This window comes from Streptomyces sp. NPDC034670 (assembly GCF_055574875.1).
The window spans coordinates 61,239-84,867 of sequence record NZ_JBVITR010000028.1 but is presented as its reverse complement, the minus strand read 5'-3'; the positions used below and the strand labels follow the sequence as shown (position 1 = coordinate 84,867).

The window sequence follows — 23,629 nt, the reverse complement described above, 5'->3', positions numbered from 1 at the left end:
GTTGCGTTCGGCGTCCCGGGCGTGGTCACATGGTGTCCAGCCCGTGGTTAGGTCTACCTAACTGCGTCCGCCCCCGACCCCAGGAGGCGCCCATGTCGGCCGACCGGAGCACCCGCCGGCCCGCACAGCCGCAGCAGCAGCCGCTTTCCGGGGTGCCGATGCGCGACCTGCTCGCCGCCTGCGCCGCGGCCGCCGCGATCTCCACCCCGCCCCGCGCCCCCGAGCCCCGGCACACCGAGCCGGCGACGGGCCGCGACGACCACGACCACCGCGGTCACCGCGGTCACCGCGGTCACCGCGAGGCCGCGTAGCCGGCGTGGCCGCCGGGCCGGTCCCGGTCCGGCGGTCACGGGACGACGACGACCTCGCGGCCGATCGTCGCGAACCGCCACATCGCCGCGCCGTCGGCACGGCTCTCGCGGACGCCACCCGTCCGTTTCCCCGGGTCGAGGACCGGGGCCGAGCCGTCGACCGCCGCGCTGAAGCCGATCGGCGTGCCGTCGACGGACGCGAAGCGGACGACGTGTTCGACCGGGACGCCGTCCGACCCGATGACGCGCCGGGACCGGGACGTGACCCGGTAGGTGCCCGGCGCGGGATCCACCGTGCCGGGGGTGACCCGGAAGGTGCGCCCGACGCCGCCGTCGCCCTCGACCAGCCACACCCGGTCGCCGCCGAGGGAGTACACGACCCGGACGCCCTCGCCGGACCGGCCGGGCAGGGCCGTGGGGCGGGGCTCGTCCCGCGGCGTCCCGGGGGCGGCCCGCGCGTCGGCGCCCGGGCGGCGCAGCTCGGCCGGGACGTCGGCCGCCGCCCGGTGGCCGAGGAAGCCGACCGTGACGAGGGCCGCCGCGGTGAGTCCCGCCACGACCGCCGAGCTGCTGCCTGCCACCGCCGTCACCCCTGTTCCGTTCCGCAACGTTCCGTCACTTCCCGTGCGCATAGTGACACGCATGCCGGCGCGACCGTGGCAGCACGTGACCGGTCGGCCGTCGCGGCCGTGGCCGGGGCGCGGGAGCCGTAGGCTGTTTGCGTGCTCTTGCTCGCTCTGGATACCGCCACCCCCGCCGTCACCGTCGCGCTGCACGACGGCCGCAACGTCATCGCCTCGTCGAGCCAGGTGGACGCCCGCCGCCACGGTGAGCTGCTGCTCCCGGCGATCGACCGGGTGCTCGCCGAGGCCGGCCTGAAGCTGGACGCCGTCACCGGGATCGTCGTCGGCACCGGCCCGGGCCCGTACACCGGGCTGCGCGTCGGCCTGATGACCGCGGACACCTTCGGGCTCGCGCTCGGCGTCCCCGTGCACGGTGTGTGCACGCTGGACGGCCTCGCCTACGCGGCCGACCTGGAGACCCCCTTCGTCGTGGCGACCGACGCCCGCCGCAAGGAGGTCTACTGGGCGCGCTACGCCGACTCCCGCACCCGCCTCACCGACCCGGCCGTGGACCGGCCCGCCGACATCGCCGGACAGGTCGAGGGCCTGCCCGCGGTCGGCGCGGGCGCGCTGCTGTACCCCGAGACCTTCCCCCGGGCGCACGAGCCCGAGCACGTGTCGGCCGCCGCCCTGGCCCGGCTGGCCGCCGAGCGGCTCGCGGCGGGCGGGGAACTGCCCGCGCCCCGGCCGATGTACCTGCGCCGGCCCGATGCCCAGGTCCCCCGGAACTACAAGGTGGTCACCCCCAAGTGACCGGATCCGAGACCCTCGTGCTGCGCGAGATGCGCTGGTGGGACATCGAAGCCGTGCTGGAACTGGAGCGGGAGCTGTTCCCCGACGACGCCTGGTCGCGGGGGATGTTCTGGTCCGAGCTGGCCCACGCGCGCGGGCCCGGGGCGACCCGGCGCTACGTCGTCGCCCAGGAGGGCGACCGGATCGTCGGATACGCGGGGCTCGCCGCCTCCGGGACGGCGTCCGGCGACGGCTCCGGTGCGGCGCCCGGCGGCGCCTCCGAGGCCCCGGTGGCCGACGTCCAGACCATCGCCGTCGCCCGCGACCACTGGAGCACCGGCCTCGGCTCGCGGCTGCTGACCGACCTGCTGCGGGCGGCGACCGCCTTCGAGTGCGCCGAGGTGCTGCTGGAGTGCCGGATCGACAACGTCCGCGCCCGGAAGCTCTACGAGCGCTTCGGCTTCGAGACCATCGGGGTCAGGCGCGGCTACTACCAGCCGGGGAACGTGGACGCCCTGGTGATGCGGCTGACCGACCCGTCCACCCCTGTGAACCCGGTGGATCCCGCGAACCCGTGAAGCACGTGAACCCGTGAAGCCCGTGAAGCCCGTGACCCCCGTGAATCCCGTCCCCTCCGTGAACGGCGTACAAGGAACCGAGACCCATGGCTGACGAACCCCTGGTACTGGGGATCGAGACCTCCTGCGACGAGACCGGCGTCGGCATCGTCCGCGGCACCACCCTGCTGGCGGACGCCGTCGCCTCCAGCGTCGACGAGCACGCCCGCTTCGGCGGCGTCGTCCCGGAGGTCGCCTCCCGGGCGCACCTGGAGGCGATGGTGCCGACGATCGACCGCGCGCTGAAGGAGGCGGGGGTGAGCGCGCGCGACCTGGACGGCGTCGCCGTCACCGCCGGCCCCGGCCTCGCCGGCGCGCTGCTGGTCGGCGTCTCGGCGGCCAAGGCGTACGCCTACGCCCTCGGCAAGCCCCTGTACGGCGTCAACCACCTCGCCTCGCACATCTGCGTCGACCAGCTGGAGCACGGGGCGCTCCCGGAGCCGACGATGGCGCTGCTGGTGTCCGGCGGGCACTCCTCGCTGCTGCTCTCCTCGGACATCACCTCCGACGTCCGCCCGATGGGCGCCACCATCGACGACGCGGCCGGCGAGGCCTTCGACAAGATCGCCCGCGTGCTGGACCTCGGCTTCCCCGGCGGCCCGGTCATCGACCGGTACGCGCAGGAGGGCGACCCGGAGGCGATCGCGTTCCCGCGCGGTCTGACCGGGCCGCGCGACCCGGCGTACGACTTCTCCTTCTCCGGCCTGAAGACGGCCGTGGCCCGCTGGATCGAGGCGAAGCGGGCGGCCGGGGAGGAGGTGCCGGTGCGCGACGTGGCGGCCTCCTTCCAGGAGGCGGTCGTCGACGTGCTCACCCGCAAGGCCGTGCGCGCCTGCAAGGACGAGGGCGTCGACCACCTGATGATCGGCGGCGGGGTGGCCGCCAACTCCCGGCTGCGGGCCCTCGCCCGGGAGCGCTGCGAGGCGGCCGGCATCCGGCTGCGCGTGCCGCGGCCCAAGCTGTGCACGGACAACGGCGCGATGGTGGCGGCGCTGGGCGCGGAGATGGTCGCCCGCAACCGCCCGGCCTCCGGCTGGGACCTGTCGGCGGACTCCTCGCTGCCGGTGACGGACCCGCACGTCCCCGGTCACGCGCACGACCACGTGCACGAGGTGAGCAAGGAGAACCTGTACCCGTGACGGTCGCGCTGATGTGGGAGGCCCGGGCCGCGACGGGCCGGGGCGGGGAACTGCTGGCCTGGGCGCGGGCGCAGGAACTCGCCGGCGAGCCGCTGCGCCGGGAGACCTTCCGGGCCCCGCAGGACCGGGTCCTGGTCGTCACCTGGTGGGACGCCCCGTACGACGCGGACCTCCCCGAACTGCCGGAGCCGGACGGGGAGCTGGTCACCCGGGCGGTGCACCGGTGGCGGTTCGAGTCGGTGGCGGCGGAGTAAGGACCGCCCGGGGGCGGGTCCGGCCGCCCGCCCGGGCGCCCGCCCGCCCGGTCGCGCGGGCTCCGGACGGGAGGGCGCGGGCGCTCATCCCTCGGGTCCCGGGCCCCCGCGCCCGCTCCCCGGTCCGGCGGGTTCCCGACGGGTCACGGCCGAGCGGGCGGGCGGCCGTCGTTCCGCCCCCGACGGACGGGGCGACCGGCCGCATGTTTCGGCCGGTCTGCCGAATGTTTTGGGATTTCGTGGTGCCCGGAAGTCTTCGTCGAGGGGGCCCACGGGGATACGATCGCCGCCATGACTTCCCCGCAGCCCGCTGAAACCCGGACACGAGGGCGCGGCACGCAGACCGCGACCCTCGCCGAAATCGCCCGCGAGGCCGGCGTCTCCGCGCCGACTGTTTCGAAGGTGCTGAACGGGCGTGCCGACGTCGCCCCCGCCACCCGCAGCCGGGTGGAGGAGCTGCTGCGCTCCCACGGCTACCGGCGCCGCCGCGCCGAGGCGTCCCGCTCGCCCCTGATCGACCTGGTCTTCCACGAGCTGGAGAGCGCCTGGGCGATGGAGGTCATCCGGGGCGTGGAGAACGTGGCCCGGGACGCGGGGCTCAGCGTCGTGCTCTCCGAGAGCGCGGGGCGGCTCACGCCGGGGCGCACCTGGGCCGACCAGGTCGCCGCGCGCCGCCCGCACGGCGTCATCCTCGTCCTGTCCGGCCTCGACGAGTCCGGACGGGCGCTGCTGACCAGCCGCTCCATCCCGTTCGTGGTGATGGACCCGGCCGGGGACCCGGGCATCGACGTGCCCTCCATCGGCGCGACCAACTGGCAGGGCGGGCTCGCCGCCACCCGGCACCTGATCGACCTGGGCCACACCCGGATCGGGGCGATCAGCGGACCCTCGCGGATGATGTGCAGCCGCGCCCGCGTCGACGGCTACCGCGCCGCCCTGGAGACCGCCGGGCTGCCGGTGGACCCCGCCCTGATCGTGACGGGCGACTTCCACCACGAGGCCGGCTACCGGCAGGGCCTCGCCCTGCTGGGCCGGGAGGACCGGCCCACCGCCGTCTTCGCCGGCAACGACCTCCAGGCCCTCGGGCTGTACGAGGCGGCGCGCGAGCTGGGGCTGCGGATCCCCGAGGACCTGAGCGTGGTCGGGTTCGACGACCTGCCGGTGGCCCGCTGGGTGGGGCCGCCGCTGACGACCGTGCGGCAGCCGCTGACGGAGATGGCGGAGGCGGCGGCCAGGCTGGTCCTCGACCTCGGCAGGGGGGAGCAGCCGGCGGCGACCCGGGTGGAGCTGGCGACGAGCCTGGTGGTGCGCAGCAGCACGGGGACGCCGGCGGGGACGTGACCCCGCGGCGCCGACGGGGACGGGCATCCGCCCGGTGGAGCCGGCCGCAGCGGTTCGAAAATTTCGGGGGGCCCGGGAGGGCGGGCCCGGAATTCCCGGAGTCCGGAGTTCCCCGGAGTCCGGGGAACTCCGGGGGTCCCCGGACTCCGGGGAGAACCGTTCCGGGGGTGTTTCCCGTCACCGGCCGGGCACGTGCGCCTGCCTGCGACGGAGCGCCGGGGGTGGTGGAACCGGGGACGACGGGACCGGGGGCGGCGGGCCGGACCCGGCCCGGCGTGCGTCGCCCCGCCCCCGCCGGTCTCACCGCACCGGGTGCCCGAGCAGCATCGTCGGGGCGCCGCCGACGCGGGTCAGGAACACCGTGACGGACGCGGTGCCGTGCGGCTTGGGCAGGACCCTGCGCCGCAGCTCCTCCGGCTCCACCGCCGAGCCGCGCTTCTTGACGGTCAGGGTGCCGACCCGCCGCTCCCGCAGCAGTGCCTTCAGCCTCTTGGCGTTGAAGGGCAGGCGGTCGGTGATCTCGTAGGCGGTGGCGTACGGCGTGCTGTGCAGTTCGTCGGAGGTGACGTAGGCGATGGTCGGGTCGATCAGCCCGCCCTCCAGGTCCGCGGCCACCTCGGCGACCAGGTGGGCGCGGATGACGGCTCCGTCCGGCTCGTACAGGTACCGCCCGACCGGTCGGACCCCGGGGTCCGGGAGCGCGGTGTCCGGTGTCGCGTGGATGCCGGCATCGGCGGGCAGCAGCGTCGCCCGCCGCGCCCCCGGCGTCACACGCGGGCCGAACCACAGCACGGCCTCCTTCACGTCCCCGCCGTCCGAGACCCACTCGGCCGTCGCCTCCGCGGGGATCGCCTCGTGCGGAATGCCGGGTGCGATCTTCAGCAGGCCGAGCGGCGCCCGGAGCGCGGCGGACACGGCCCAGGACAGGGGAGGGGAGTAGGCCTCCGGGTCGAAGATCCGGCCGCGCCCGGAGGAGCGCCGGGCCGGGTCGACGAACACGGCGTCGCATCCGGCCGTGTCCACCTCCGTCACGTCGGCCTCACGCACCTCGATCAGGTCGGCGAGACCGAGCGCGTCGGCGTTGACGCGGGCCGCCTCGCAGGTCAGCGGGTCCCGGTCGACGGCCAGGACCCGGATCCCGGCGCGGGCGAACGCGATCGCGTCACCGCCGATCCCGCAGCACAGGTCGGCGACGGACCGCACCCCCATCGCCCGGAGGCACTCGGCGCGGTGCGTCGCCACGCTCCCGCGGGTGGACTGCTCCACCCCGTTCGGGGTGAAGAACATCCGCCGGGCGTCCTCGGCCCCGAACTTCGCCACCGCCCGCTGCCGCAGCCGCGCCTGGCCGAGCGCCGCCGAGACCAGCTCGGCGGGGTGGTCGCGGCGCAGCCGGGTCGCGACGGCGAGTTCGTGCGCCGGGTCGGTGTCGCGCACCTCGTCGAGGAGGGCGCGGCCTTCGGGGGTGAGGAGCGGGGCGAGGTCGTTCACCGGCTCATTGTGGGCCAGTCGGTGGACCGTGTGCCTCCGGCCGCGGTGTCGGGCCGGGGCGCGGGCGACGGACTGCGAGGATCCGGCTCCATGCGAGTAGTAGTACAAAATGACAAAAAACGGTCCGGTGGCCGGTCGCCGGGCGGTGTGCGGATCGGCCTCGCCGTGCTCGCGCTCGCCACCCTCTTCTCCGCCTGCGGCCGGGACGAGGGCGGTGCCGAGGCTCCGCCGGCGGGCGGCCAGCAGCCCCGGGAGGCGCCCCCGGCCCGCGCCCTCGACTCCTACGCCACGAAACTGCGCGCGGCACACGCCGCGCGGGTCGCCGCCGCGAAGCGCTGGGGGCTGAAGAAGGTGCCCCGGACCGCTCCCGCGGCCCCGCGGAAGAAGCCGCGGATCACCACCCGCGAGGGCTTCGAGGTCGACGGCCACCGCCGGCTGGGCCTGCCCCCGGTCTTCACCACCGTCCCCACCGAGGAGAAGGTCGTCTTCCTCACCATCGACGACGGCGCCGAGAAGGACCCGCGGTTCCTGCGGATGATGAGCGAGCTGAGGATCCCGTACAGCGCCTTCCTCAGCGACTACCTCGTCAAGGAGGACTACGGCTACTTCAAGGAGATGCAGGACCGGGGCGTCGCCCTGCACAACCACACCCTGCGCCACCCCGCCCTGCGCGGCCTGTCCTACGCCCGCCAGAAGCGCGAGATCTGCGGCATGCAGGACGTCATCGAGGAGCGCTACGGCGAGCGCCCGGTCCTCTTCCGCCCGCCCTTCGGCACCTACGACAAGAACACCCTGCGCGCCGCGAAGGCCTGCGGCATCACCCACGTCCCCCTCTGGAACGAGGAGGTCTTCGCCGACCGCTGGGAGTACCGCGAGGGGGACCGCGAGCTGCGCCCCGGCGACATCGTCCTCAGTCACTTCCGGGGCCGCGGGGAGTGGGAGGGCACGATGCCGGACATGATCCGCCGCTTCCTGGACGAGGTCACGGCCGAGGGGTACGCGGTGGGGCGGCTGGAGGACTACCTGTGAGGCGCCGGCCGCCGCCCCGCGCGGACCGGAGGGGCGGGGCCCGCGGACGGGCGGCCGGCGGGGCCGCCTTCCGGGTACCGGGGCCCCGCCCGGCGGTCACCGACGGGCACCGCCCGCTCCCCGGCCCGTCCGGGAGCGCGTCCCCTGCTCGTGGGGCACGGGGGGTCCGGGGGCGGGGCCGTGCGGGCCGGAGCGGGGCCCGGGGCGGCGGCCTCCGGGACGGTCGCCGCGGCACCGGACCCACCCGCGCCCACCCCCGCACACCCGTGCGAAGAACACCCCCGTACCGCCGACGCGCCGCGGGCAATTGGCACTCCGCTTGACCGAGTGCTAATCGCGGTCATAGTCTCGGACCTGGCACTCCCCCCTGGAGAGTGCCAACTACGCGACGGGCAGGTCCGGCACCCGCGACGACGGATCGACCTGGTCGCCACCTCAGACAGTTAACCCCGTGAGATCTCCGAAGGGGGAGGTCGGATCGTGACGACCGCCAGCTCCAAGGTTGCCATCAAGCCGCTCGAGGACCGCATCGTGGTCCAGCCGCTCGACGCCGAGCAGACCACGGCTTCGGGCCTGGTCATTCCGGACACCGCCAAGGAGAAGCCCCAGGAGGGCGTCGTCCTGGCCATCGGCCCGGGCCGCATCGAGGACGGCAAGCGCGTCGAGCTCGACGTGAAGGTCGGCGACGTCGTGCTGTACAGCAAGTACGGCGGCACCGAGGTGAAGTACAACGGCGAGGAGTACCTCGTCCTCTCGGCCCGCGACGTCCTCGCGATCATCGAGAAGTAAGTCACCTCGTAGCAGATGTGCTCGAACTGCGCCCCTGGTCCCCGCAACCGATAAGAAGCCGGGCGCCCGGGGCGCAGTGATTTCACCCAGATTTCCGAGAGGGCTCCCGCTGCCATGGCGAAGATCCTGAAGTTCGACGAGGACGCCCGTCGCGCCCTCGAGCGCGGCGTCAACAAGCTTGCCGACACGGTCAAGGTGACGATCGGCCCCAAGGGCCGCAACGTCGTCATCGACAAGAAGTTCGGCGCCCCCACCATCACCAACGACGGTGTCACGATCGCCCGCGAGGTCGAGATCGAGGACCCGTACGAGAACCTCGGCGCCCAGCTGGTGAAGGAGGTGGCGACCAAGACCAACGACATCGCGGGTGACGGCACCACCACCGCCACCGTCCTGGCCCAGGCCCTGGTCCGCGAGGGTCTGAAGAACGTCGCCGCCGGCGCTTCCCCGGCCGCCCTGAAGAAGGGCATCGACGCCGCCGTCGCCGCGGTCTCCGAGGACCTGCTCGCCTCGGCCCGCCCGATCGACGAGAAGGCCGACATCGCCGCCGTCGCCGCGCTGTCCGCCCAGGACAGCCAGGTCGGCGAGCTCATCGCCGAGGCGATGGACAAGGTCGGCAAGGACGGCGTCATCACCGTCGAGGAGTCCAACACCTTCGGCCTGGAGCTGGACTTCACCGAGGGCATGGCCTTCGACAAGGGCTACCTGTCGCCGTACTTCGTGACGGACCAGGAGCGCATGGAGGCCGTCCTCGACGACCCCTACATCCTCATCACGCAGGGCAAGATCTCCGCGATCGCGGACCTGCTGCCGCTGCTGGAGAAGGTCATCCAGGCCAACGCCTCCAAGCCGCTGCTGATCATCGCCGAGGACGTCGAGGGCGAGGCCCTGTCGACCCTGGTCGTCAACAAGATCCGCGGCACCTTCAACGCCGTCGCCGTCAAGGCCCCCGGCTTCGGCGACCGCCGCAAGGCGATGCTGCAGGACATGGCCGTCCTCACCGGCGCCACGGTCGTCTCCGAGGAGGTCGGCCTCAAGCTCGACCAGGTCGGCCTGGACGTGCTCGGCTCCGCCCGCCGCGTCACCGTCACCAAGGACGACACCACGATCGTCGACGGTGCCGGCAAGAAGGAGGACGTCGAGGGCCGCGTCGGCCAGATCAAGGCCGAGATCGAGACCACCGACTCCGACTGGGACCGCGAGAAGCTCCAGGAGCGCCTCGCGAAGCTGGCCGGCGGCGTGTGCGTGATCAAGGTCGGCGCCGCCACCGAGGTGGAGCTGAAGGAGAAGAAGCACCGCCTGGAGGACGCCATCTCCGCGACCCGCGCCGCGGTCGAGGAGGGCATCGTCTCCGGTGGTGGCTCCTCGCTGGTCCACGCCTCCAAGGTCCTCGAGGGCAACCTCGACAAGTCCGGCGACGAGGCCACCGGTGTCGCGGTCGTCCGCAACGCCGTCGTCGAGCCGCTGCGCTGGATCGCGGAGAACGCGGGCGTCGAGGGCTACGTCATCGTCTCCAAGGTCAAGGAGCTCGAGAAGGGCAGCGGCTACAACGCCGCCACCGGCGAGTACGGCGACCTGATCAAGGCCGGCGTCATCGACCCGGTCAAGGTGACCCGCTCCGCCCTGGAGAACGCCGCCTCCATCGCCTCCCTGCTGCTGACGACCGAGACCCTGGTCGTCGAGAAGAAGGAAGAAGAGGAGCCGGCCGCCGCGGGCCACGGCCACGGCCACGCCCACTGAGCGACCCGCTCGCAGCCGGAGACCCGGCACCCCTCGGGGGTGCCGGGTCTCCGCCGTTCCGGGTCCGGCGTCCGGGTCCGGCGTTCCGGGCCCGCCGTCCCGTTCCTGTCGGCCGGTCAGCCGCGGGTCAGGCGCACCGCCGTGGTCTCCGCGACCGTCACCGGCTTGCCGTAGTCCGGGTCCGTGGCCGTCGCCCGCGCCTCGACCTCCACGTCGCCGCGCTGGAACGGCACGAATCCGGTGGGCGTGGCCGTCGCGGTCCACTCGACCGGCGCGCCCGGGACGCAGGACACCGACGTGGAGTAGGAACCGCGGATCAGGTCCCGCCGCTTCACCTGGGTGACGTCACCGGCCACGTTCACCTGGACCGGCTTGTTGCAGCTCACCGTGCCGTGCACGGTGGCCTTGCCGTTGAGGGCGCTCGCGGTGCCCTTCAGCGCGACGGCGAGACCGAGGTCGAGCTCGGCCGGCGGGGCCGGGTTGTCGATGTGCACCTCACCGCGGGCGGCGGCGGAGCCTCCCTCGCAGTGCTGCACGAAGGTGGCGTCGAGCTTCCGCACGTACCCCTGCGGGCCGAACTCCACCGCGGAGATGGTGAACTCGCCGGTGAGGGTGTTGCAGCCGCGGCCGTTGCCGCTGAGGGAGAGACCGGGCTCGGTCGGCTCGTTGAAGGGGTGGCGGGTGGCCCCGGTGTACGTGCCCGGCTTGAGGGCCGTGCCGGAGGGGGCGGCGAGGTCGAGGTACCACCAGTCGCCGTTGACCCCGTCCACGGAGAGGGAGACGACGCTGTTCCCGGCGTCGGCGGAAACGTTCAGGCGGTCCTGGGACGAGGTCGAGTAGGCGTAGGACCGGCCGCCGCTGACCCAGTCGCCCTCGTCGCCGCTGAAGCCGAAGGATCCCTCGGCGACCGGCTGCGCGTGCGCCTCGGTCGCGGGCAGCAGGCCGGTGGAGCCGGTGGCGAGGCCCAGGGCCAGCGCGAGGACGGCGGCGGCGCGACCGAGGACGCGTCCGGGAGCGGTGAGTTTCATGCACGTACCCCTTGCAGAGACGGAGTTCCCTTGCGCCGACATGAACCCTTCAATCGGCGGGGCGAGTCTGCCAAGCGCGCGGGAGCGCTACAACTGGGTTTTTCCAGGCTTCAGTTGCTGTTCAGACGGCTCTCGGACGGGGGGGCCGGGCGCCGCGCGGCGAGGACGCGAAGCGGAACGGGAACACCGTCCGGGAGGCGGGGGCGCGGGAGCGGGACCCGTCGTGCCCGGCCGGGGAGGGCGGCACGCCCCGAAGGCCCCGCGGCGGCACCCCGCCGGCCGGGCGCGTCACCTCCACGACGGCGCTCCGCCGGGGCGGCGGCGGGCGGGTGCCCGGCGGCGGGCCGGCGGACGGTGGGGACCGCCGGCCCGGCAGCCCGCCGGGCGTCACCGGCTGCGGTACCCGTCCAGGACGTCCCGGCGGAGCAGGTGGCCGAAGCCGGCGGCGTCCAGCCGCAGGCCCAGCTGGGCCTCGGTGACGCCGAGGCCGGCCGCGGTGTCCGCCAGGTGCCAGTCGTGGGCGGCGAGCCGGTCGAGGAGGTGACCGCGGCGGACCTGGCCCTCCGACAACCGGAACGTCTTGAGGTAGACGACCCCGCCCCCCTCGTCGGTGATGGCCTCGCCGATGTGGTTCTCCTGCTTGGGGCGGAAGGCCGGCCGGAAGCGGGAGAGGGTGAAGCGTCCCGCCCGGTGGACCGTCCGCCAGGTGTACGCGTGGTCCAGCAGGCCGCCGGCCATGGCCGTGTCGTGGAAACGCGCCCAGGCGTCCTCCTGCTCGGCGGCCGCCGCGCGCAGCCCGGCCAGGGAGCGGATCCGCGCGTCGTCGACGCGGGCCCGGAAGTCCGGCACCGGCGGCATCAGCGTGGCGTAGTGGTGGATCAGCTCCCCGAACAGGTCCCGCAGGAGGGTCGGGTGGAGGACGCGGTAGTCGTCGGGGTGCGGGAGCGCGAACGCGGCGGCGAGCGCGTCGGCGACGTACAGCAGCACGCCGCACTGACCGGGGTGGATCTCGAAGACGCGCAGCGCGTCGGCGAGCCCGCGCACCTCGGTGCCCAGGTACGCCTCCTCCGTGCGCGGGGAGAGCCCCTGGCGGACCGCGCGCTGCGACCACTCCTCCCAGGCGATCGAGGGGCCGCCGAAGTGCAGGGCCAGGTAGCCCTCCAGCGCCAGGTGCAGGGGGAGGAACCGCAACCGGCGCTTGGCCTCGCGGCGGGCCGTCCTGCGGTGGAAGCGCAGGCCCGCCGTGGCGAGGGGGGCCGCGTCGCCGTCGGTGGGCATCTGGGTGCCGTAGGCGGCCGCCGGCGTGCCGTCGCCGGTCCAGGTGGCGACGAATCCGTGCGGGACGTAGGAGACGTGGGCGCGGCGCGGGCGGACCTCGACCGGAACCGTCGCGTCGCCGTACAGCCGCGCGTGCAGACGGAGGTCCTCGACGGGTTCGTCGCGCACGAGCGGCACCAGGCGGACGGCGCCCCAGACCTGGGAGGGGCGGGTCTCCAGCCCGGTCAGGTCCAGTCGGGCCGGGCTCGGCCGCGTCGGGTCCGGCCGGGCCGGGTCCGGTGGGGTCATCGCGCACGCTCCCGGTCGTGGTCGCTCAGCATCCGGGCCGCGCGGGCGTCCAGATAGGCGGTCAGTTCGGCCAGGCCGGTCCGGCCCTCCGCGAACTGGGCCAGTTCCACCAGCGCGGGAAGGTCCTCGGCGTCGCGGATGCCCACGGTGGGCACCGTCGGGGACAGCCGGCGCACGTCGAGGCCGGCCGCGTCGTGGACGGGGTTGACGTGCACGACGCCGGTGCGGCGCCCGGGGTCGAGCCGGGTCCGCCAGACGCGCAGCACCTCGGCGGCCAGGCCGGGGGGCGCGTTGTCCCAGCCGTCGGAGACGATCACCAGCCGGGACGGGGCGGTCTCCAGCGCGTCGAGGATCCGCCGGCCCAGCGGCGTCGGCCCGTACGGGCGGACGAGCAGCGCGTCGGTCCGCCCGGACGTCCACAGCCCGGTGTAGCGGCCGGCGAGGGCCGCGAGCAGGTAGTGGCAGGCCAGGGCCACCGCCAGCGGCCGGCGGCGCTTGTGCGCCGAGCCGGAGGCGGAGAAGCTGTCGTCCAGGACGGCGGTGACCTCGCCCCAGCTCCCCCGGTGGGGGCCGGCCACCCGGCCGGCGGCCGCCTCCAGGGCACGGGTCAGCTCGGCGCGCCGGCGCAGGCGGTCCCCGGCCGGCAGCGAGAGCACGTAGGCCGCCAGCCGGGTCAGCGGCATCCCGGCCAGGTCCGCCCGCACCCGCGCGGCCCCGTGCCGGTGCGCGCAGTCCTGCAGCCGCAGGGTCTCCAGGCGGGTCATCCGCGGGGCGACGCGCTCCAGGAACACCTCCCGGGGGATGCCGTGCCGGGCGGCGAAGCCCTCGGCGACCGTGTAGGGCAGCTCGTACAGGGCGGCCTGCTCGTGGTGCGCCCGGCGCCACGTCTCCAGGAGGGGGGTCGCGTAGCGCCTGCGGGCCGACGGCGCGAACAGGAACGCCCCCAGCTCCTCGGTGGCGGGGGCCAGGTGCGCGTGGCGCAGGGCCCGCTTGAGGCCGCCGCGGTACTTCACGGCGTCGAACGCCGGGTCCGGCCGGGCGGACAGCCAGTCGCGCATGATCGCGCGGCAGCGGCGGTTGTTCACCCCGGCCCGGCGCAGGGCGTCGAACAGCCCGTACACGCGGTGCGGCGGCAGCGCCGCCAGCCGGCACGCGATCAGACGGCCCTCGCGGCGGCGCTGTCCGGCGGTGGCCTCACCGGCGGTCTCCAGCAGCCGCCGGACGACGAGGACCGCGTTGTGGTCGTTGATGTCGAGCGCGAGCACCCCGGCGTACAGGTCGCGGTAGTTCCCCAGCACGTACGCGTGGAGGAAGTCCAGGGAGAGCCGCTGCTCGTCCGCGTCGCCGTGGAACTCGCGCTGGCCGGTCGAGGTGATCGCCGCGTTGACGAAGAGCAGGACGTCCTCGGCCGCGACGAGGTCCGCGTACGAGTCCATCCGGTTCCCTCCCCCTGGGTGCGGACGCCGGCCGGGGAATGGGGGCGCGAGCTGCGAATCGTTGCTTCAGAGGCAGGTTCCGGAAGTCGCGCCGGAGTCCCGCGGCCGGCCCCCGGACCGTAACAGGGCGGGCCGCGGCCCCTCCACCGCTTTCCGCCGCCCCGCCGTCCCGCCGCCCGGACACGGTGTGTGAAGGTGGGGCCCGCAGTACGGACGGCAGGAAGCAGGAGGGGGCGGCGATGAGCCGGGTGCTCTACGAGGAGAAGTCGTGGAACCCGCTGGCGCGGACCGTGGAGCTCACCGAGGAGCGGTTGCGCCGGGGCGGCCGGGCGACACCGCTGCGGGAGCTGAACCTCGCCGCCATGGCCGAGGCGTTCCTGCGGGGGCGCTGGCTCGGCGGCGGCGGCACGGAACGCCCCCTGGCAGAGCTGGCGGAGGGCCGGGGGGCCGTCCCGGTCACCCGGGTGACCGGCACCACCAGGCCCCTGAAGGTGCACCGGGCCGCCGAGTTCGCCCGCGCCCTCGGCGAGCTGGCGGTCCGCGGGTGCGGCGGCCCGGACGCGGTGGCCGCCCACGCCGAGCGGGCCCGCGCGGAGGGCGTGCCGCTGTGGATCGCCCGCCGGTACGCGCCGGGCCCCGCCGGACCGGTCGCCGTCGCCGTGGACCGGAACCTGGTCCGCGTGGACGTCTGGGGGCCGCACGCCCCCGCCGTACGGCTCAGGGCGCCGGACGGCTTCGACCCCGACGCGGACGACCCGGGCGGCGGCCTGCTGCTGACCGTCGGCGACGTTCCCGCGCGGCTCGTCCTGAAGAAGAAGCGCCGCAAGTCCAAGAGCCGCGTCGAGATCCACCTGCCCGACCGGCGGTGGACGCTGCGGCGCGAGGACGCGAGGAGTTCGCGGCTGCTGCGCGACGACCGGCGCGTCGCCCTGCTGACCCGCCCCTCGCGCCGGCCGGACCCCGCACCGGACACGGTGCTGCTGCCGCTGGCCGCCGTGCACCACGAGGGCACCGACCCCCTGGACGCCGTCGTGGCCCACGCCGTCGCCGTGTCCTTCGGCCTCGGGGACACCACGGGCCTGGCCCGGTTCCGCCCCGTGCACCGCTCCCGCGAGGAGGGCGAGGACGTGGACGACGAGGCCTGGGACCGCCCCTGGTTCAGCAACCTCGGCAAGGGCCGGGAGGACAACGAGCCCGGCGGCGGCGACGGCTGGGGCGGCGACGGGGGGGACGCCGGCGACGGTGGAGGCGGCGGTGGCGACGGCGGCGGTGACGGCGGCGGAGGAGGGGGAGGCGATTAGGGCCTTTCGTTTGGATCGGGCCGGGCTCGCGGGAAGCGGGGCCGGGCCCTCGACGGACCCGGCCCCGCCCGCCCGACGGGACGTCAGCCCGCCCAGACCTCGGCCTCGTCGGCCGGGACGGTGGTGGCCAGGCCCAGCTCCTTGCGGGCGGCGACCGACTTGTTCGGGTCGATGCCGTCGAACGCCGGGTCGTAGGCGACGTAGAACGCTTCGGCGTCGGCGGCGTTCGCGGCCTTCTTCCAGTCCCCGGCCGCCTTCACCAGCGTCGCGCGGAGCTTGCCGACCTCGGCGCCCTCGATGCCCTCCAGGCTCTTCACGTGTGCGTCGAGGGCGTCCGCGACGGCCTCGGCCTGCGCCTTGTAGCCGGCCAGGTCGTCCTCGACGGTGTCCTTCTCGGACTGGTTGGCCCACAGGGCGTCGTACACCGCGTTCGAACCCGTGAGGTACGCGACCTGCTCGGGCTCGAGGGACTCCGAGGTGTCCAGCGAGCCCTTGAACGTGCCCTTCTCCGAGGTGTAGGTGCAGCTCACCGCGCGGTCACCCGTCGCCCAGCTCTCCTTGGTCGGGGTGTAGTAGAAGAGGCTGACGCCCTGGGGGAGCGCCCAGGTGTCCGGGGCGTACTTCTGCGCCTCGACCGGGCAGCGTTCGTCCGCGATCGCCGAGACACCGTCGTCGCCGGGGTACTCCTTGCCCTCGTCGATCGCGAACTCGCCGACGACCTGGCCCTCGTGCGCCTCGTCGCAGGGCACGATCTCGACGGTGTACGCCTCCCCCTCGGCCTTGCCGTTCGGGTTGTAGCAGTCGCCGACGTCCAGCGAGAACACCGAACGCTGGCGGGCCACCTTCTTCGCGCCGTCCTTGGCGCTGTCGACGGCGTCGGAGACGTCCGAGCACCCCACCGCGCCGATCGCGAGCAGGGCGACGACGGCGGATATGCCGCGAAGGGAACGGTACGGAACACGGATGGTCATGACGTGTACATCCTCTTACGTGATCTTTATGAGAGTTGCGCGCATCGTATGCCACTCCTGTGACCAGGTCGTACGGGGGTCCTCACCCCTTCACCACATCGCAGCGTCTCTGACACGCGACGGGCCGCGAAGGTTGTAGGCGGTGGACCGCTCCGGGCACCGGACGCGTGCCGAAGGGCGCGAACGGCGGTGGAGTCCCCGCCGCGGAGCTGCCCCGGGTCGGTCTCGCCTGCCGCGTCGGCCGTGGCCCGGACCTGCTGGAGCAGGCGCTCCCGGGTGTGCGGGTGCCGGTGGGCCGAGGCGGCGGCGGCACCGGGTCCCGTCGCCGGTCGGACGGAACGGCGTCGCCCGGACGTGGTCGCCCTCGCGCTCCCGGAGGGCGGCCAGTCGGCCGGACGGGCGGACGGGGGCGGGGCGCCGGATCAGCTCGTGGGAGAACCGCGTGAAGGCGCACGGGGGCGCGACAAGGTGCCGGTGAATCACGGTGGAAGCCCCTGCTTCCACCGGTGGTCAGGCCCTCGCGGACGGTTGCAGCCGTCGCGGGGCCGCCTTCGTCGGTGCCCGGCGCGGCAGGCGGAAGGCGTGGTGACGAGGGCGACGGTACCGCACGGAGCGTGCGCGTGCGGACGCGTCGGGCGAGGAAGGGTTTCGTGAAGTGCGACCGCGCTGTCAGCGGGGTCCGTTAGCTTCGGGCCATGTCGATCACCGCACAACTGCGCGACTCGGTGAGGCTGCCGGGCGGACGCGCGCTGGTCAACGGCTTCGCGCTGGAAAGCCGTGAGGGCGGCCCGTGCCGCGCCCTCCTCCTGAACGGGCACGAGCTGGAGGTCTACGACCTCCGTGAGCTGTTCGCGGGGGAGCGCGCGCCGGCGCTCGTCTTCCCCCTTCCCTGGCCCGGGTGGGACCACGGCGTTCACTCGGTGAGCCCGGACGGCACCTTCGCGGTGTTCTCGGGGCAGCGCGCGGTACGGGCCGTGGGGGCGGGAGGGGAGATGCTGTGGGAGTACCGGCACGGCTGCTGGGGTCCCGAGCTCGATCACCCGCACACGGGCGACGAGCAGGAGGTGTGCCGGGGGCTGGAGCACGGCTCCTGCCGGGTCTCGGACGACGGCCGGCTCGTGTGGGCGCACGTCGTGGCGGAGCCGGAGCCGGGCGGTTGGCAGGAGCGCTGGGTGGTCCTGGACGCCCGCGACGGACGGGAGCTGGCGTGGCTGCCGCTGGAGAGCGCGGCGGCCGGCTCGAACCACCTCTCCCACCCGGACGGCGTCCACATGGGGCTGAGCATCGGCATGGGGCAGGACGGCATCCTGCTCCACTGGGCGCGCTGGGACGGCGAGAAGCTGACCGGTTGGGACGTGAACGAGGGTCTGGACCGCATCCTGACGGACGTCCACCCGGGGCACCCCGGCTTCCTGACGGTCGAGCACTACGGAGCGGACCTGCGGCTGCACGCCCTGGACGGCACGGTGCTCGCCGAGCGGGAGCCCGGCCCAGTCGACGACGGGGACGACGGGGACGGCGGGGACGGCGGGGACGGCGACGAGACCCACTGGGACTACGGCTGCGGCTTCGTCGACGCCGACACCGTCATCGCCTCGACGGTCGACTCCGACAGGTATCCGGAGCGGGCCCGCCACTGGCTGCTCGACGCCCGCACCCTGCGCATACGCGGGGTGGTCAGATACCCGGCGGGCCCCGTCGACGGCGACGTACGTCCGCTCGGCGACGGCACCTGGCTCACCTACGACGACAGGAGCGAGACGCTCAACCGCTGGGCGCGGGCGGTGGCATCCGGGACGAGGTGACCTGCTCGTTCGCTCTGCCGGCGCAACTCCTTTCGGTTCCGGCGTGGTTGGCACAAAGGCGTCCTACGGTGCGAGCACGGGTGACCGGTGGACGGATGTGCGGAGGGGTACGGGTGCGGTGGAGCCGGGAGCGGACTCGGGTGCGGGCGTGGACGGCGCGGGCGCCGATTCCAGCGGGGAGTCCCCGCCCTGCTTCGTCCGCCGGGTGAAGCCGCTGCGGGAGGCCGCGGGGCTGACCCAGGCGCAGTCGGGCGAACGGGTCGGCTACGGCGAGGCGCAGATCGCGTCGGTGGAACAGGGGTGGCGGACCCCCGGCCGGAACTGGTCGACGCGGTGGGCCGGGAGGTGGGGGCACGGGGGTGCTGGTGGCCGTGAGGGGGGGAGGTGGCGAGGGCGCGGTATCCGGGCTTCTTCCGGCGGTACGCGGAGCCGGAGGCCCGGGCGGTCGAGCTGCATGCCTACTCGGACCACGGGGTGAAAGGGCTCTTCGACCAGCGCGCCAAGGACCGCATGCAGGGGTACGCGGACACCCTCACCGGGATCGTCCGGCACGCCGCCGAGGCGGACGCGGCGGCCGTGCGCGCGCTGCGCAAGAGCCACGGCAACGACCCGCGCAACGCCGGGCACGCCGAGTGCACGTCACTCGACGAGGAACAACCGCCGCGAGCGGGGGAACTGGCCGGGCTCGGCGGGGACGCGGACCCGCAGCAGCGGGCCGAACTGCGGCGCCTGTGGGAGTCACCGAGCCCCGGGGCACGGGCACGGCTCTGGCAGGCGCGGAAGGACGACCTGATGACAGCGGGCATCCCGGGCCCCACCATGCCGCAGATCGCGGCGGGCGCCGGCTCGGGGAGGCACGGGTCCGAGTCACCGGGATCCGACGAGTGGGCCACCGAGCAGAAGAGGGAACTGCCGGCGGAGGGCGCCGACTGGAAGGGCGTGACGGACGCGTCCCGCCACATGGCGCACTACCTGGGGAACAGCGGCAGTCCCGTGAACCCGCCCGTGGACAAGATGCCGGCGGACGTCCCCTCCTTCGAGGCGTACGCCGACGACATGGTCCGGCTGAACCAGGACGACCGGCGCGAGCAGGCCCTCGGGGAGTTCGGGAAGAACGGCGGGAAGCCGGTCGCCTTCCCGGTCGAGGCGAAGCGGTCCAAGGGCTTCTCCTTCTCCCGGGAGGAGGACCCCAACTGGTTCTACGCGGTGGGGGGCGCCGACACCGGCGTCACCGGTGCGGTGACGGCCGTTCCGGACGCGCACGGCAATCCCGGGATCGGCGTCGACTACCAGGCGAACGTCTGGGACCGCTACGACTGGGACGAGGGCAAGGGCGTCGGCATCGGCCCGCCGGAGGTCCCCGACGGGCAGACGGCCAAGCCGCACCGGGTGGGCCTCGCCCAGGAGTTCGACGTGGCGGACAGCAGCAGGACCGTACGACCGGCAGGACGCCGGGGAGGGCGGACGGCCGGTGAACGACGTGAACCCCTGCCGGGCACCCGAGCAGGGCACGAGCGGTGCCGGGGGCGGCGGTGGTGGCCGCCGCCGGTGGCTCGTCGCCGGCGTGACCGCCGGCGTGCTGGCCCTCCCGGGCGCCGTGGCCGCGACGGGATGGCTCCTCGAGGGGCTGGACGGCGCCGGTGACCGCGTGACGGAACAGGCGGCGGGCGCGCGGTGGGCCGAGGGGATCACGCCGGAGTGGATGAGCGGGCGGATGGGTCTCGAGATCCCGGCCACGGCCCGGCCCCCGCAGGCCGCGTACGAGGTCACCTCCCGCCTCGACACGGGCCTCCTCACCTTCACCCCGACCAGGGCGGAGGCGGAGGCCTGCCTGGAGGAGCATCCGCCGGAGGGCAGGTGGCTCGCACCGGCCTCCGCATCGACCGGCGTCCCTCCCCACGACTTCGCGCACCCCGGGCTCCCGGAGCCCGAGACGTTCGGGGACGGCGTGCGCTACGGCGACGTCTGCCCCGGCTCCGCCGAGGCCACCGGGGCGCCCGACGTCTCCGGTGGGCACGGCTCGTCCGTCGAGCTCTGCGTCAGCCTGTACGCACACGAGTGCACGCCGCAGCGCACCCGCGTCTACCTCCGCGCCCACTTCGAATCCGGCATCAGTCCCCTTCCCGCACCCCCGTCCCCGGCGGCGCCGGAGGGCTGAGCACCCCGCCGACGACCACCGGGCCCGCGCCCGGGGCCGCCCGCACCGTTCTCCCCCTCAGCCGTGGCGAGCGGGGCGGACCACGGAAATTCGCATGGGTGTGCGCCATATGAAGAAAGGTGCGAATTCAATGCGAGGAGCCGTGGGCGAGGGCGTCACGCAAGCGCCCCTTGAACGGCGCTTCTGTAACGGGCGGGCCACAGCGTCGTGCGCCCGCCTCGTTCCCCGATGATCACCCCTGCCCGTGTGTCACCATCGACCTCCCTTCGGCGCGGAAAGGCGGGGCACATGGCGGGATGGACCACCGATCACAAGATCAAGATCATCGTCGGTATCGCCGGGGCGGTGGCGGTGATCGTCGCCGCGGTCATCACCGGCCTGCTGAAGTCGGACACGAACAGCGTGGACCAGAAGACCGGCCGGGACGGCACCGTCTGCATCGACGCGAAGTGCTGAGCGGTGACGGACCACCGCGCGGGCGGGGTCCGGCGCGGTGGTCCGCCGTCCCCGTCGCATTCCCCGGAAAGGGACGGGGCGGGAATTCCGACGGCGAATTCGATCGAAAAAGAGGAAGAGGGGGATGAGGGGAATGAGGGGACGGGGGAATTCCCGGACGCGGAGACGCTCGCGCACGCGACGGTCCGTTCCGCCGGGGGAGCGGACGTGAGGGACGTGTCGAGAAGGCGGAGCCGGAGAGGAGCGGCGATCCGGTCCGTTCTCGTGTGCCTGCTCGTGTGCGTGGCCGCCGCCTGCGGCGACACCAACAACATCGACGCACGGGCCGGCCGGGACGGAAAGGTCTGTGTGGACGGTGCCGTGTGCGACGAGGCGACGGAGAGGGCCGGGACACCGGCTCCCCCGGACGCTGCGCCCCCGGCCGGGTCGCTGTCCGGCGACGGCACCCCGGACGAGGACGGCGCCGTCGGCGGCGACGGCGACGAGAACTCCGCGCTCGGCCCCGGGCCCGGTGACGCCGACGGGGTGACGCCCGACGTCCGCGTGCGGCACCTCACCGACATCGGCCCCGTCGGGGGATACGGGAACAACGTGAGGGAGAGACCCTCCCGGCTCGGGGGCATCGCCCTCACCAGGAGCATCGTGTTCACGCCGGTGGTCTTCAACAAGGCGGTCAAACGCCTCACGTTCAACGTCCCCGCCGGCCTGACGGGTTTCCGGGCGACCGTCGGACTCGACGAGGAGACGCTGCCGGACTACGTCGCCCACGTCGGCGTCGAGCGCCGTGACGGGACGACCCTCACCAGCCTCACCCTGCGGGCCGGAGAGGTGCACGACGTCTCCGAGGACGTGACCGGAGCGGGTGCCGTCACGATCAGCGTCTCCGTCCTGGAGTGGGCGTCGGACGCGGTGAACAGCAGGCCGCACGTCGTGCTCGGCGACGGCAGGTTCGTCAAGTAGGCCGGGGGAGGGGGCGCTCGGCGGACTCCTCCCCCGGTGTCACGGGGGATGGGGATGTGCCCGGAAGGATCGATGCGGGCGCGCTGAGGAGGGCGGGGCGGACGGCCCGGACCCGGCGGCGTCCGCCCCGGCCCTCGCCGGGGGCCGTGCTTCCCCTCACTGAGGGCCGTACTTCCGCCCCGTCCGCGAGGAGAGCCCGCCCAGCGCGCCCCGCGGGAGCAGCTTCGCCGCTCCCATCAGCGCCTTGTACCGGGGGTCCGGGATCGACAGCGACTTGCCCCGGGCCAGGTCCGCGAGGGCCGCCTCGGCGACCCTGTCCGCGTCCAGCCACATCCAGTTCGGGATGCTGTCCGTCCTCATCCCGGCCCGCTCGTGGAACTCGGTGCGCACGAACCCCGGGCACAGCGCCATCAGGCGTACGCCGTTGCCCGCCAGGTCCTGCGCCGCGCCCTGGGTGAACTGCACGACCCACGCCTTGGACGCCCCGTAGGTCCCGCGCGGCAGGAACGCCGCGGTCGAGGCGACGTTCACGACACCCCCGCGCCCGCGCTCCCGCATCGCCTCCGCCGCCGCCGAGGTCAGCCGGAGCACCGCCTCGCAGTGCACCTTGAGCATCCTCAGCTCGTCGGCCATGGGGACGTCGAGGTACCGGCCCTTGTTGCCGAAGCCGGCGTTGTTGATCAGCAGGTCGACGGGGTTCTTGCGGTCGCCGAGCCGGGCGGCCACCGCCTCGATGCCCCGGTCCTGGGCCAGGTCGGCCGTCAGCACCTCCGCCTCGATGCCGTGGCGGTCGTGCAGTTCGGTCGCCTGTTCCCGCAGTCGGCCGGTGTCGCGGGCCACCAGCACCAGATCGTGTCCGTCGGCCGCCAGCCGCCGCGCGAACGCGGCACCGATCCCCGCCGTCGATCCCGTAATCAGAGCCGTTGTCATGCCGCAAGAGTAGTTACCCGGAGGGGAACCGTCCGCTCTGTGGCTCCGCCGTGCGGGGGGTGCGGGGAACCGGCCGGTCCCGTGAAACGCGCGCCGGCCCCCTCGTCGTGCGTGCGGCGGGAACACCGTGTCCGCCGGCCCCGCAGGGCCGGCGGCGGGGCCGCGCCGTTCACCTCCACCACGTGGCACCGCACCTCGTGCGGCGCCCGGCGCACCGGACTCCCCGTCAACTCTGCGCGCGGGCCCCGTGCTTCTCCACGTACGCCCGTGCCGCCGCCCGCGCCTCCGGGTGCAGCGCCCCGCCCGCCGCCAGCAGCCGGGGCAGCAGCGCGCGGTCGGTCGTGACCGCCCGGAACTGCAGCGCGACCGTCACCTCGTGGTCCGGCCGGTGCACGATCCGCACCGCGTCGCCCGCCCGTATCTCACCGGGCCGGATCACCCGCAGGTACGCGCCCGGGGCGCCCCGCTCCGTGAACCGCTTCACCCAGCCCCTCTCACCCAGATGGCCCTGGAAGGTGCGGCAGGGAATGCGCCCGGAGGTGACCTCCAGCACCGCCTCGGCCCCGACGGCCCAGCGCTCGCCGATCAGGGCGCCGGACACGTCGACGCCCTCGGTGGTGAGGTTCTCGCCGAACAGGCCGTTCCGCAGCGGACGCCCCAGCGTGCGCTCCCACGCGTCGAGGTCCTCGCGGGCCATGGCGTACACGGCCTGGTCGTCCCCGCCGTGGTGCCGCGTCTCGCACACGGCGTCCCCGGCCAGCCCGCTCGCCCCGACCCCCTTCGGTCCCGGCGCCGCCACCCGCACCGGCCCGTCCACGGGCCGCTTGTCGATGCCGGTCAGGCCCTCGGGGTGGCCGGTGTACGGCACGGCCCGGGGGCGACCCAGATTCACGGACAGAAGCTTCATGCGCGCACGGTAGGCGATGAGGATCAAAGCGTCGACGCGGTATTCGCC

At 74.4% G+C, this 23,629-nt stretch carries 24 protein-coding genes; 16 read left to right on the top strand and 8 right to left on the bottom strand.

Annotated elements, in window-relative coordinates; genetic code table 11:
* The first annotated feature begins 92 nt into the window (after positions 1-92).
* Complete coding sequence (locus ACZ56B_RS19635; RefSeq protein ID WP_468791670.1) at positions 93-311, top strand: hypothetical protein; 219 nt, start codon at positions 93-95, stop codon at positions 309-311.
* 35 nt (positions 312-346) lie between these two features.
* On the opposite strand, the gene ACZ56B_RS19630 is transcribed toward ACZ56B_RS19635, so the two are convergent.
* Positions 347-892 carry a hypothetical protein gene (locus tag ACZ56B_RS19630; protein ID WP_468791667.1) on the bottom strand — a complete coding sequence of 182 codons (546 nt, stop codon included), beginning with the start codon at positions 890-892 and terminating at the stop codon, positions 347-349.
* A gap of 141 nt (positions 893-1,033) precedes the next feature.
* Between ACZ56B_RS19630 and tsaB the strand changes: the two genes are divergently transcribed.
* The 5 genes from tsaB to ACZ56B_RS19605 all read left to right on the top strand — a co-directional run bounded on the left by tsaB (position 1,034) and on the right by ACZ56B_RS19605 (position 5,017).
* The gene (gene tsaB, locus ACZ56B_RS19625) at positions 1,034-1,687 is read left to right on the top strand and encodes a tRNA (adenosine(37)-N6)-threonylcarbamoyltransferase complex dimerization subunit type 1 TsaB (RefSeq protein WP_468791664.1); all 654 of its coding nucleotides are present in this window, start codon (positions 1,034-1,036) and stop codon (positions 1,685-1,687) included.
* Positions 1,684-2,244: a GNAT family N-acetyltransferase gene (locus tag ACZ56B_RS19620; RefSeq protein WP_468791661.1), complete on the top strand. Its 561-nt coding sequence runs from the start codon at positions 1,684-1,686 to the stop codon at positions 2,242-2,244. Before tsaB ends, ACZ56B_RS19620 begins: the two co-directional genes overlap by 4 nt.
* 86 nt (positions 2,245-2,330) lie before the next feature.
* Positions 2,331-3,422: a tRNA (adenosine(37)-N6)-threonylcarbamoyltransferase complex transferase subunit TsaD gene (tsaD, locus tag ACZ56B_RS19615; RefSeq protein WP_468791658.1), complete on the top strand. Its 1,092-nt coding sequence runs from the start codon at positions 2,331-2,333 to the stop codon at positions 3,420-3,422.
* Positions 3,419-3,676 (top strand): hypothetical protein, encoded by a 258-nt coding sequence (locus ACZ56B_RS19610; protein ID WP_468791655.1) that lies wholly within the window; start codon positions 3,419-3,421, stop codon positions 3,674-3,676. The genes tsaD and ACZ56B_RS19610 overlap by 4 nt, the downstream gene beginning before the upstream one ends.
* Positions 3,677-3,967: 291 nt before the next feature.
* The gene (locus ACZ56B_RS19605; protein WP_468791652.1) at positions 3,968-5,017 is read left to right on the top strand and encodes a LacI family DNA-binding transcriptional regulator; all 1,050 of its coding nucleotides are present in this window, start codon (positions 3,968-3,970) and stop codon (positions 5,015-5,017) included.
* 300 nt (positions 5,018-5,317) lie between these two features.
* Here ACZ56B_RS19605 and ACZ56B_RS19600 read toward each other — a convergent pair whose 3' ends face one another.
* On the bottom strand, positions 5,318-6,505 hold the full coding sequence (locus ACZ56B_RS19600) for a THUMP-like domain-containing protein (protein ID WP_468791649.1): 1,188 nt from the start codon (positions 6,503-6,505) through the stop codon (positions 5,318-5,320).
* 90 nt (positions 6,506-6,595) lie between these two features.
* On the opposite strand from ACZ56B_RS19600, the gene ACZ56B_RS19595 reads away from it, so the two are divergent.
* The 3 genes from ACZ56B_RS19595 (at position 6,596) to groL (ending at position 10,063) form a co-directional block, all read left to right on the top strand.
* Complete coding sequence (locus ACZ56B_RS19595) at positions 6,596-7,534, top strand: polysaccharide deacetylase family protein (RefSeq protein WP_468791646.1); 939 nt, start codon at positions 6,596-6,598, stop codon at positions 7,532-7,534.
* Positions 7,535-8,014: 480 nt separating this feature from the next.
* The gene (groES, locus tag ACZ56B_RS19590) at positions 8,015-8,323 is read left to right on the top strand and encodes a co-chaperone GroES (protein WP_037939482.1); all 309 of its coding nucleotides are present in this window, start codon (positions 8,015-8,017) and stop codon (positions 8,321-8,323) included.
* 114 nt (positions 8,324-8,437) lie between these two features.
* On the top strand, positions 8,438-10,063 hold the full coding sequence (groL, locus tag ACZ56B_RS19585) for a chaperonin GroEL (protein WP_468791643.1): 1,626 nt from the start codon (positions 8,438-8,440) through the stop codon (positions 10,061-10,063).
* Positions 10,064-10,179: 116 nt separating this feature from the next.
* On the opposite strand, the gene ACZ56B_RS19580 is transcribed toward groL, so the two are convergent.
* The 3 genes from ACZ56B_RS19580 to ACZ56B_RS19570 form a co-directional block, all read right to left on the bottom strand.
* Positions 10,180-11,091 (bottom strand): hypothetical protein, encoded by a 912-nt coding sequence (locus tag ACZ56B_RS19580; RefSeq protein ID WP_468791640.1) that lies wholly within the window; start codon positions 11,089-11,091, stop codon positions 10,180-10,182.
* Between the two features lie 387 nt (positions 11,092-11,478).
* Entirely contained in the window at positions 11,479-12,657 is a 1,179-nt protein-coding gene (locus ACZ56B_RS19575) for an ARPP-2 domain-containing protein (protein ID WP_468791637.1), read from the bottom strand.
* Positions 12,654-14,093, bottom strand: coding sequence for a hypothetical protein (locus tag ACZ56B_RS19570; protein WP_468791634.1), 1,440 nt, complete (start codon positions 14,091-14,093; stop codon positions 12,654-12,656). The genes ACZ56B_RS19575 and ACZ56B_RS19570 overlap by 4 nt, the downstream gene beginning before the upstream one ends.
* A 239-nt stretch (positions 14,094-14,332) precedes the next feature.
* On the opposite strand from ACZ56B_RS19570, the gene ACZ56B_RS19565 reads away from it, so the two are divergent.
* Positions 14,333-15,394 (top strand): hypothetical protein, encoded by a 1,062-nt coding sequence (locus ACZ56B_RS19565; RefSeq protein ID WP_468791631.1) that lies wholly within the window; start codon positions 14,333-14,335, stop codon positions 15,392-15,394.
* Between the two features lie 83 nt (positions 15,395-15,477).
* Here the strand turns inward: ACZ56B_RS19565 and ACZ56B_RS19560 are convergent, their stop codons facing one another.
* Positions 15,478-16,365: a septum formation family protein gene (locus ACZ56B_RS19560; protein WP_468791628.1), complete on the bottom strand. Its 888-nt coding sequence runs from the start codon at positions 16,363-16,365 to the stop codon at positions 15,478-15,480.
* Between the two features lie 695 nt (positions 16,366-17,060).
* Between ACZ56B_RS19560 and ACZ56B_RS19555 the strand changes: the two genes are divergently transcribed.
* The 6 genes from ACZ56B_RS19555 (at position 17,061) to ACZ56B_RS19530 (ending at position 21,744) form a co-directional block, all read left to right on the top strand.
* The gene (locus ACZ56B_RS19555) at positions 17,061-18,170 is read left to right on the top strand and encodes a hypothetical protein (protein ID WP_468791625.1); all 1,110 of its coding nucleotides are present in this window, start codon (positions 17,061-17,063) and stop codon (positions 18,168-18,170) included.
* Positions 18,171-18,213: 43 nt separating this feature from the next.
* Positions 18,214-18,648 carry a helix-turn-helix domain-containing protein gene (locus ACZ56B_RS19550; protein ID WP_468791622.1) on the top strand — a complete coding sequence of 145 codons (435 nt, stop codon included), beginning with the start codon at positions 18,214-18,216 and terminating at the stop codon, positions 18,646-18,648.
* The gene (locus ACZ56B_RS19545; protein ID WP_468791619.1) at positions 18,555-19,814 is read left to right on the top strand and encodes a hypothetical protein; all 1,260 of its coding nucleotides are present in this window, start codon (positions 18,555-18,557) and stop codon (positions 19,812-19,814) included. The genes ACZ56B_RS19550 and ACZ56B_RS19545 overlap by 94 nt, the downstream gene beginning before the upstream one ends.
* The gene (locus tag ACZ56B_RS19540) at positions 19,735-20,328 is read left to right on the top strand and encodes a hypothetical protein (RefSeq protein WP_468791616.1); all 594 of its coding nucleotides are present in this window, start codon (positions 19,735-19,737) and stop codon (positions 20,326-20,328) included. The genes ACZ56B_RS19545 and ACZ56B_RS19540 overlap by 80 nt, the downstream gene beginning before the upstream one ends.
* Before the next feature lie 288 nt (positions 20,329-20,616).
* Positions 20,617-20,784 (top strand): hypothetical protein, encoded by a 168-nt coding sequence (locus ACZ56B_RS19535; RefSeq protein WP_468791613.1) that lies wholly within the window; start codon positions 20,617-20,619, stop codon positions 20,782-20,784.
* A 264-nt stretch (positions 20,785-21,048) separates the two neighbouring features.
* The gene (locus ACZ56B_RS19530; RefSeq protein WP_468791610.1) at positions 21,049-21,744 is read left to right on the top strand and encodes a hypothetical protein; all 696 of its coding nucleotides are present in this window, start codon (positions 21,049-21,051) and stop codon (positions 21,742-21,744) included.
* 156 nt (positions 21,745-21,900) lie between these two features.
* Here the strand turns inward: ACZ56B_RS19530 and ACZ56B_RS19525 are convergent, their stop codons facing one another.
* Positions 21,901-22,674 carry an SDR family NAD(P)-dependent oxidoreductase gene (locus ACZ56B_RS19525; protein WP_468791607.1) on the bottom strand — a complete coding sequence of 258 codons (774 nt, stop codon included), beginning with the start codon at positions 22,672-22,674 and terminating at the stop codon, positions 21,901-21,903.
* Between the two features lie 226 nt (positions 22,675-22,900).
* Complete coding sequence (locus ACZ56B_RS19520) at positions 22,901-23,581, bottom strand: MOSC domain-containing protein (RefSeq protein ID WP_468791604.1); 681 nt, start codon at positions 23,579-23,581, stop codon at positions 22,901-22,903.
* Positions 23,582-23,629: the final 48 nt, after the last annotated feature.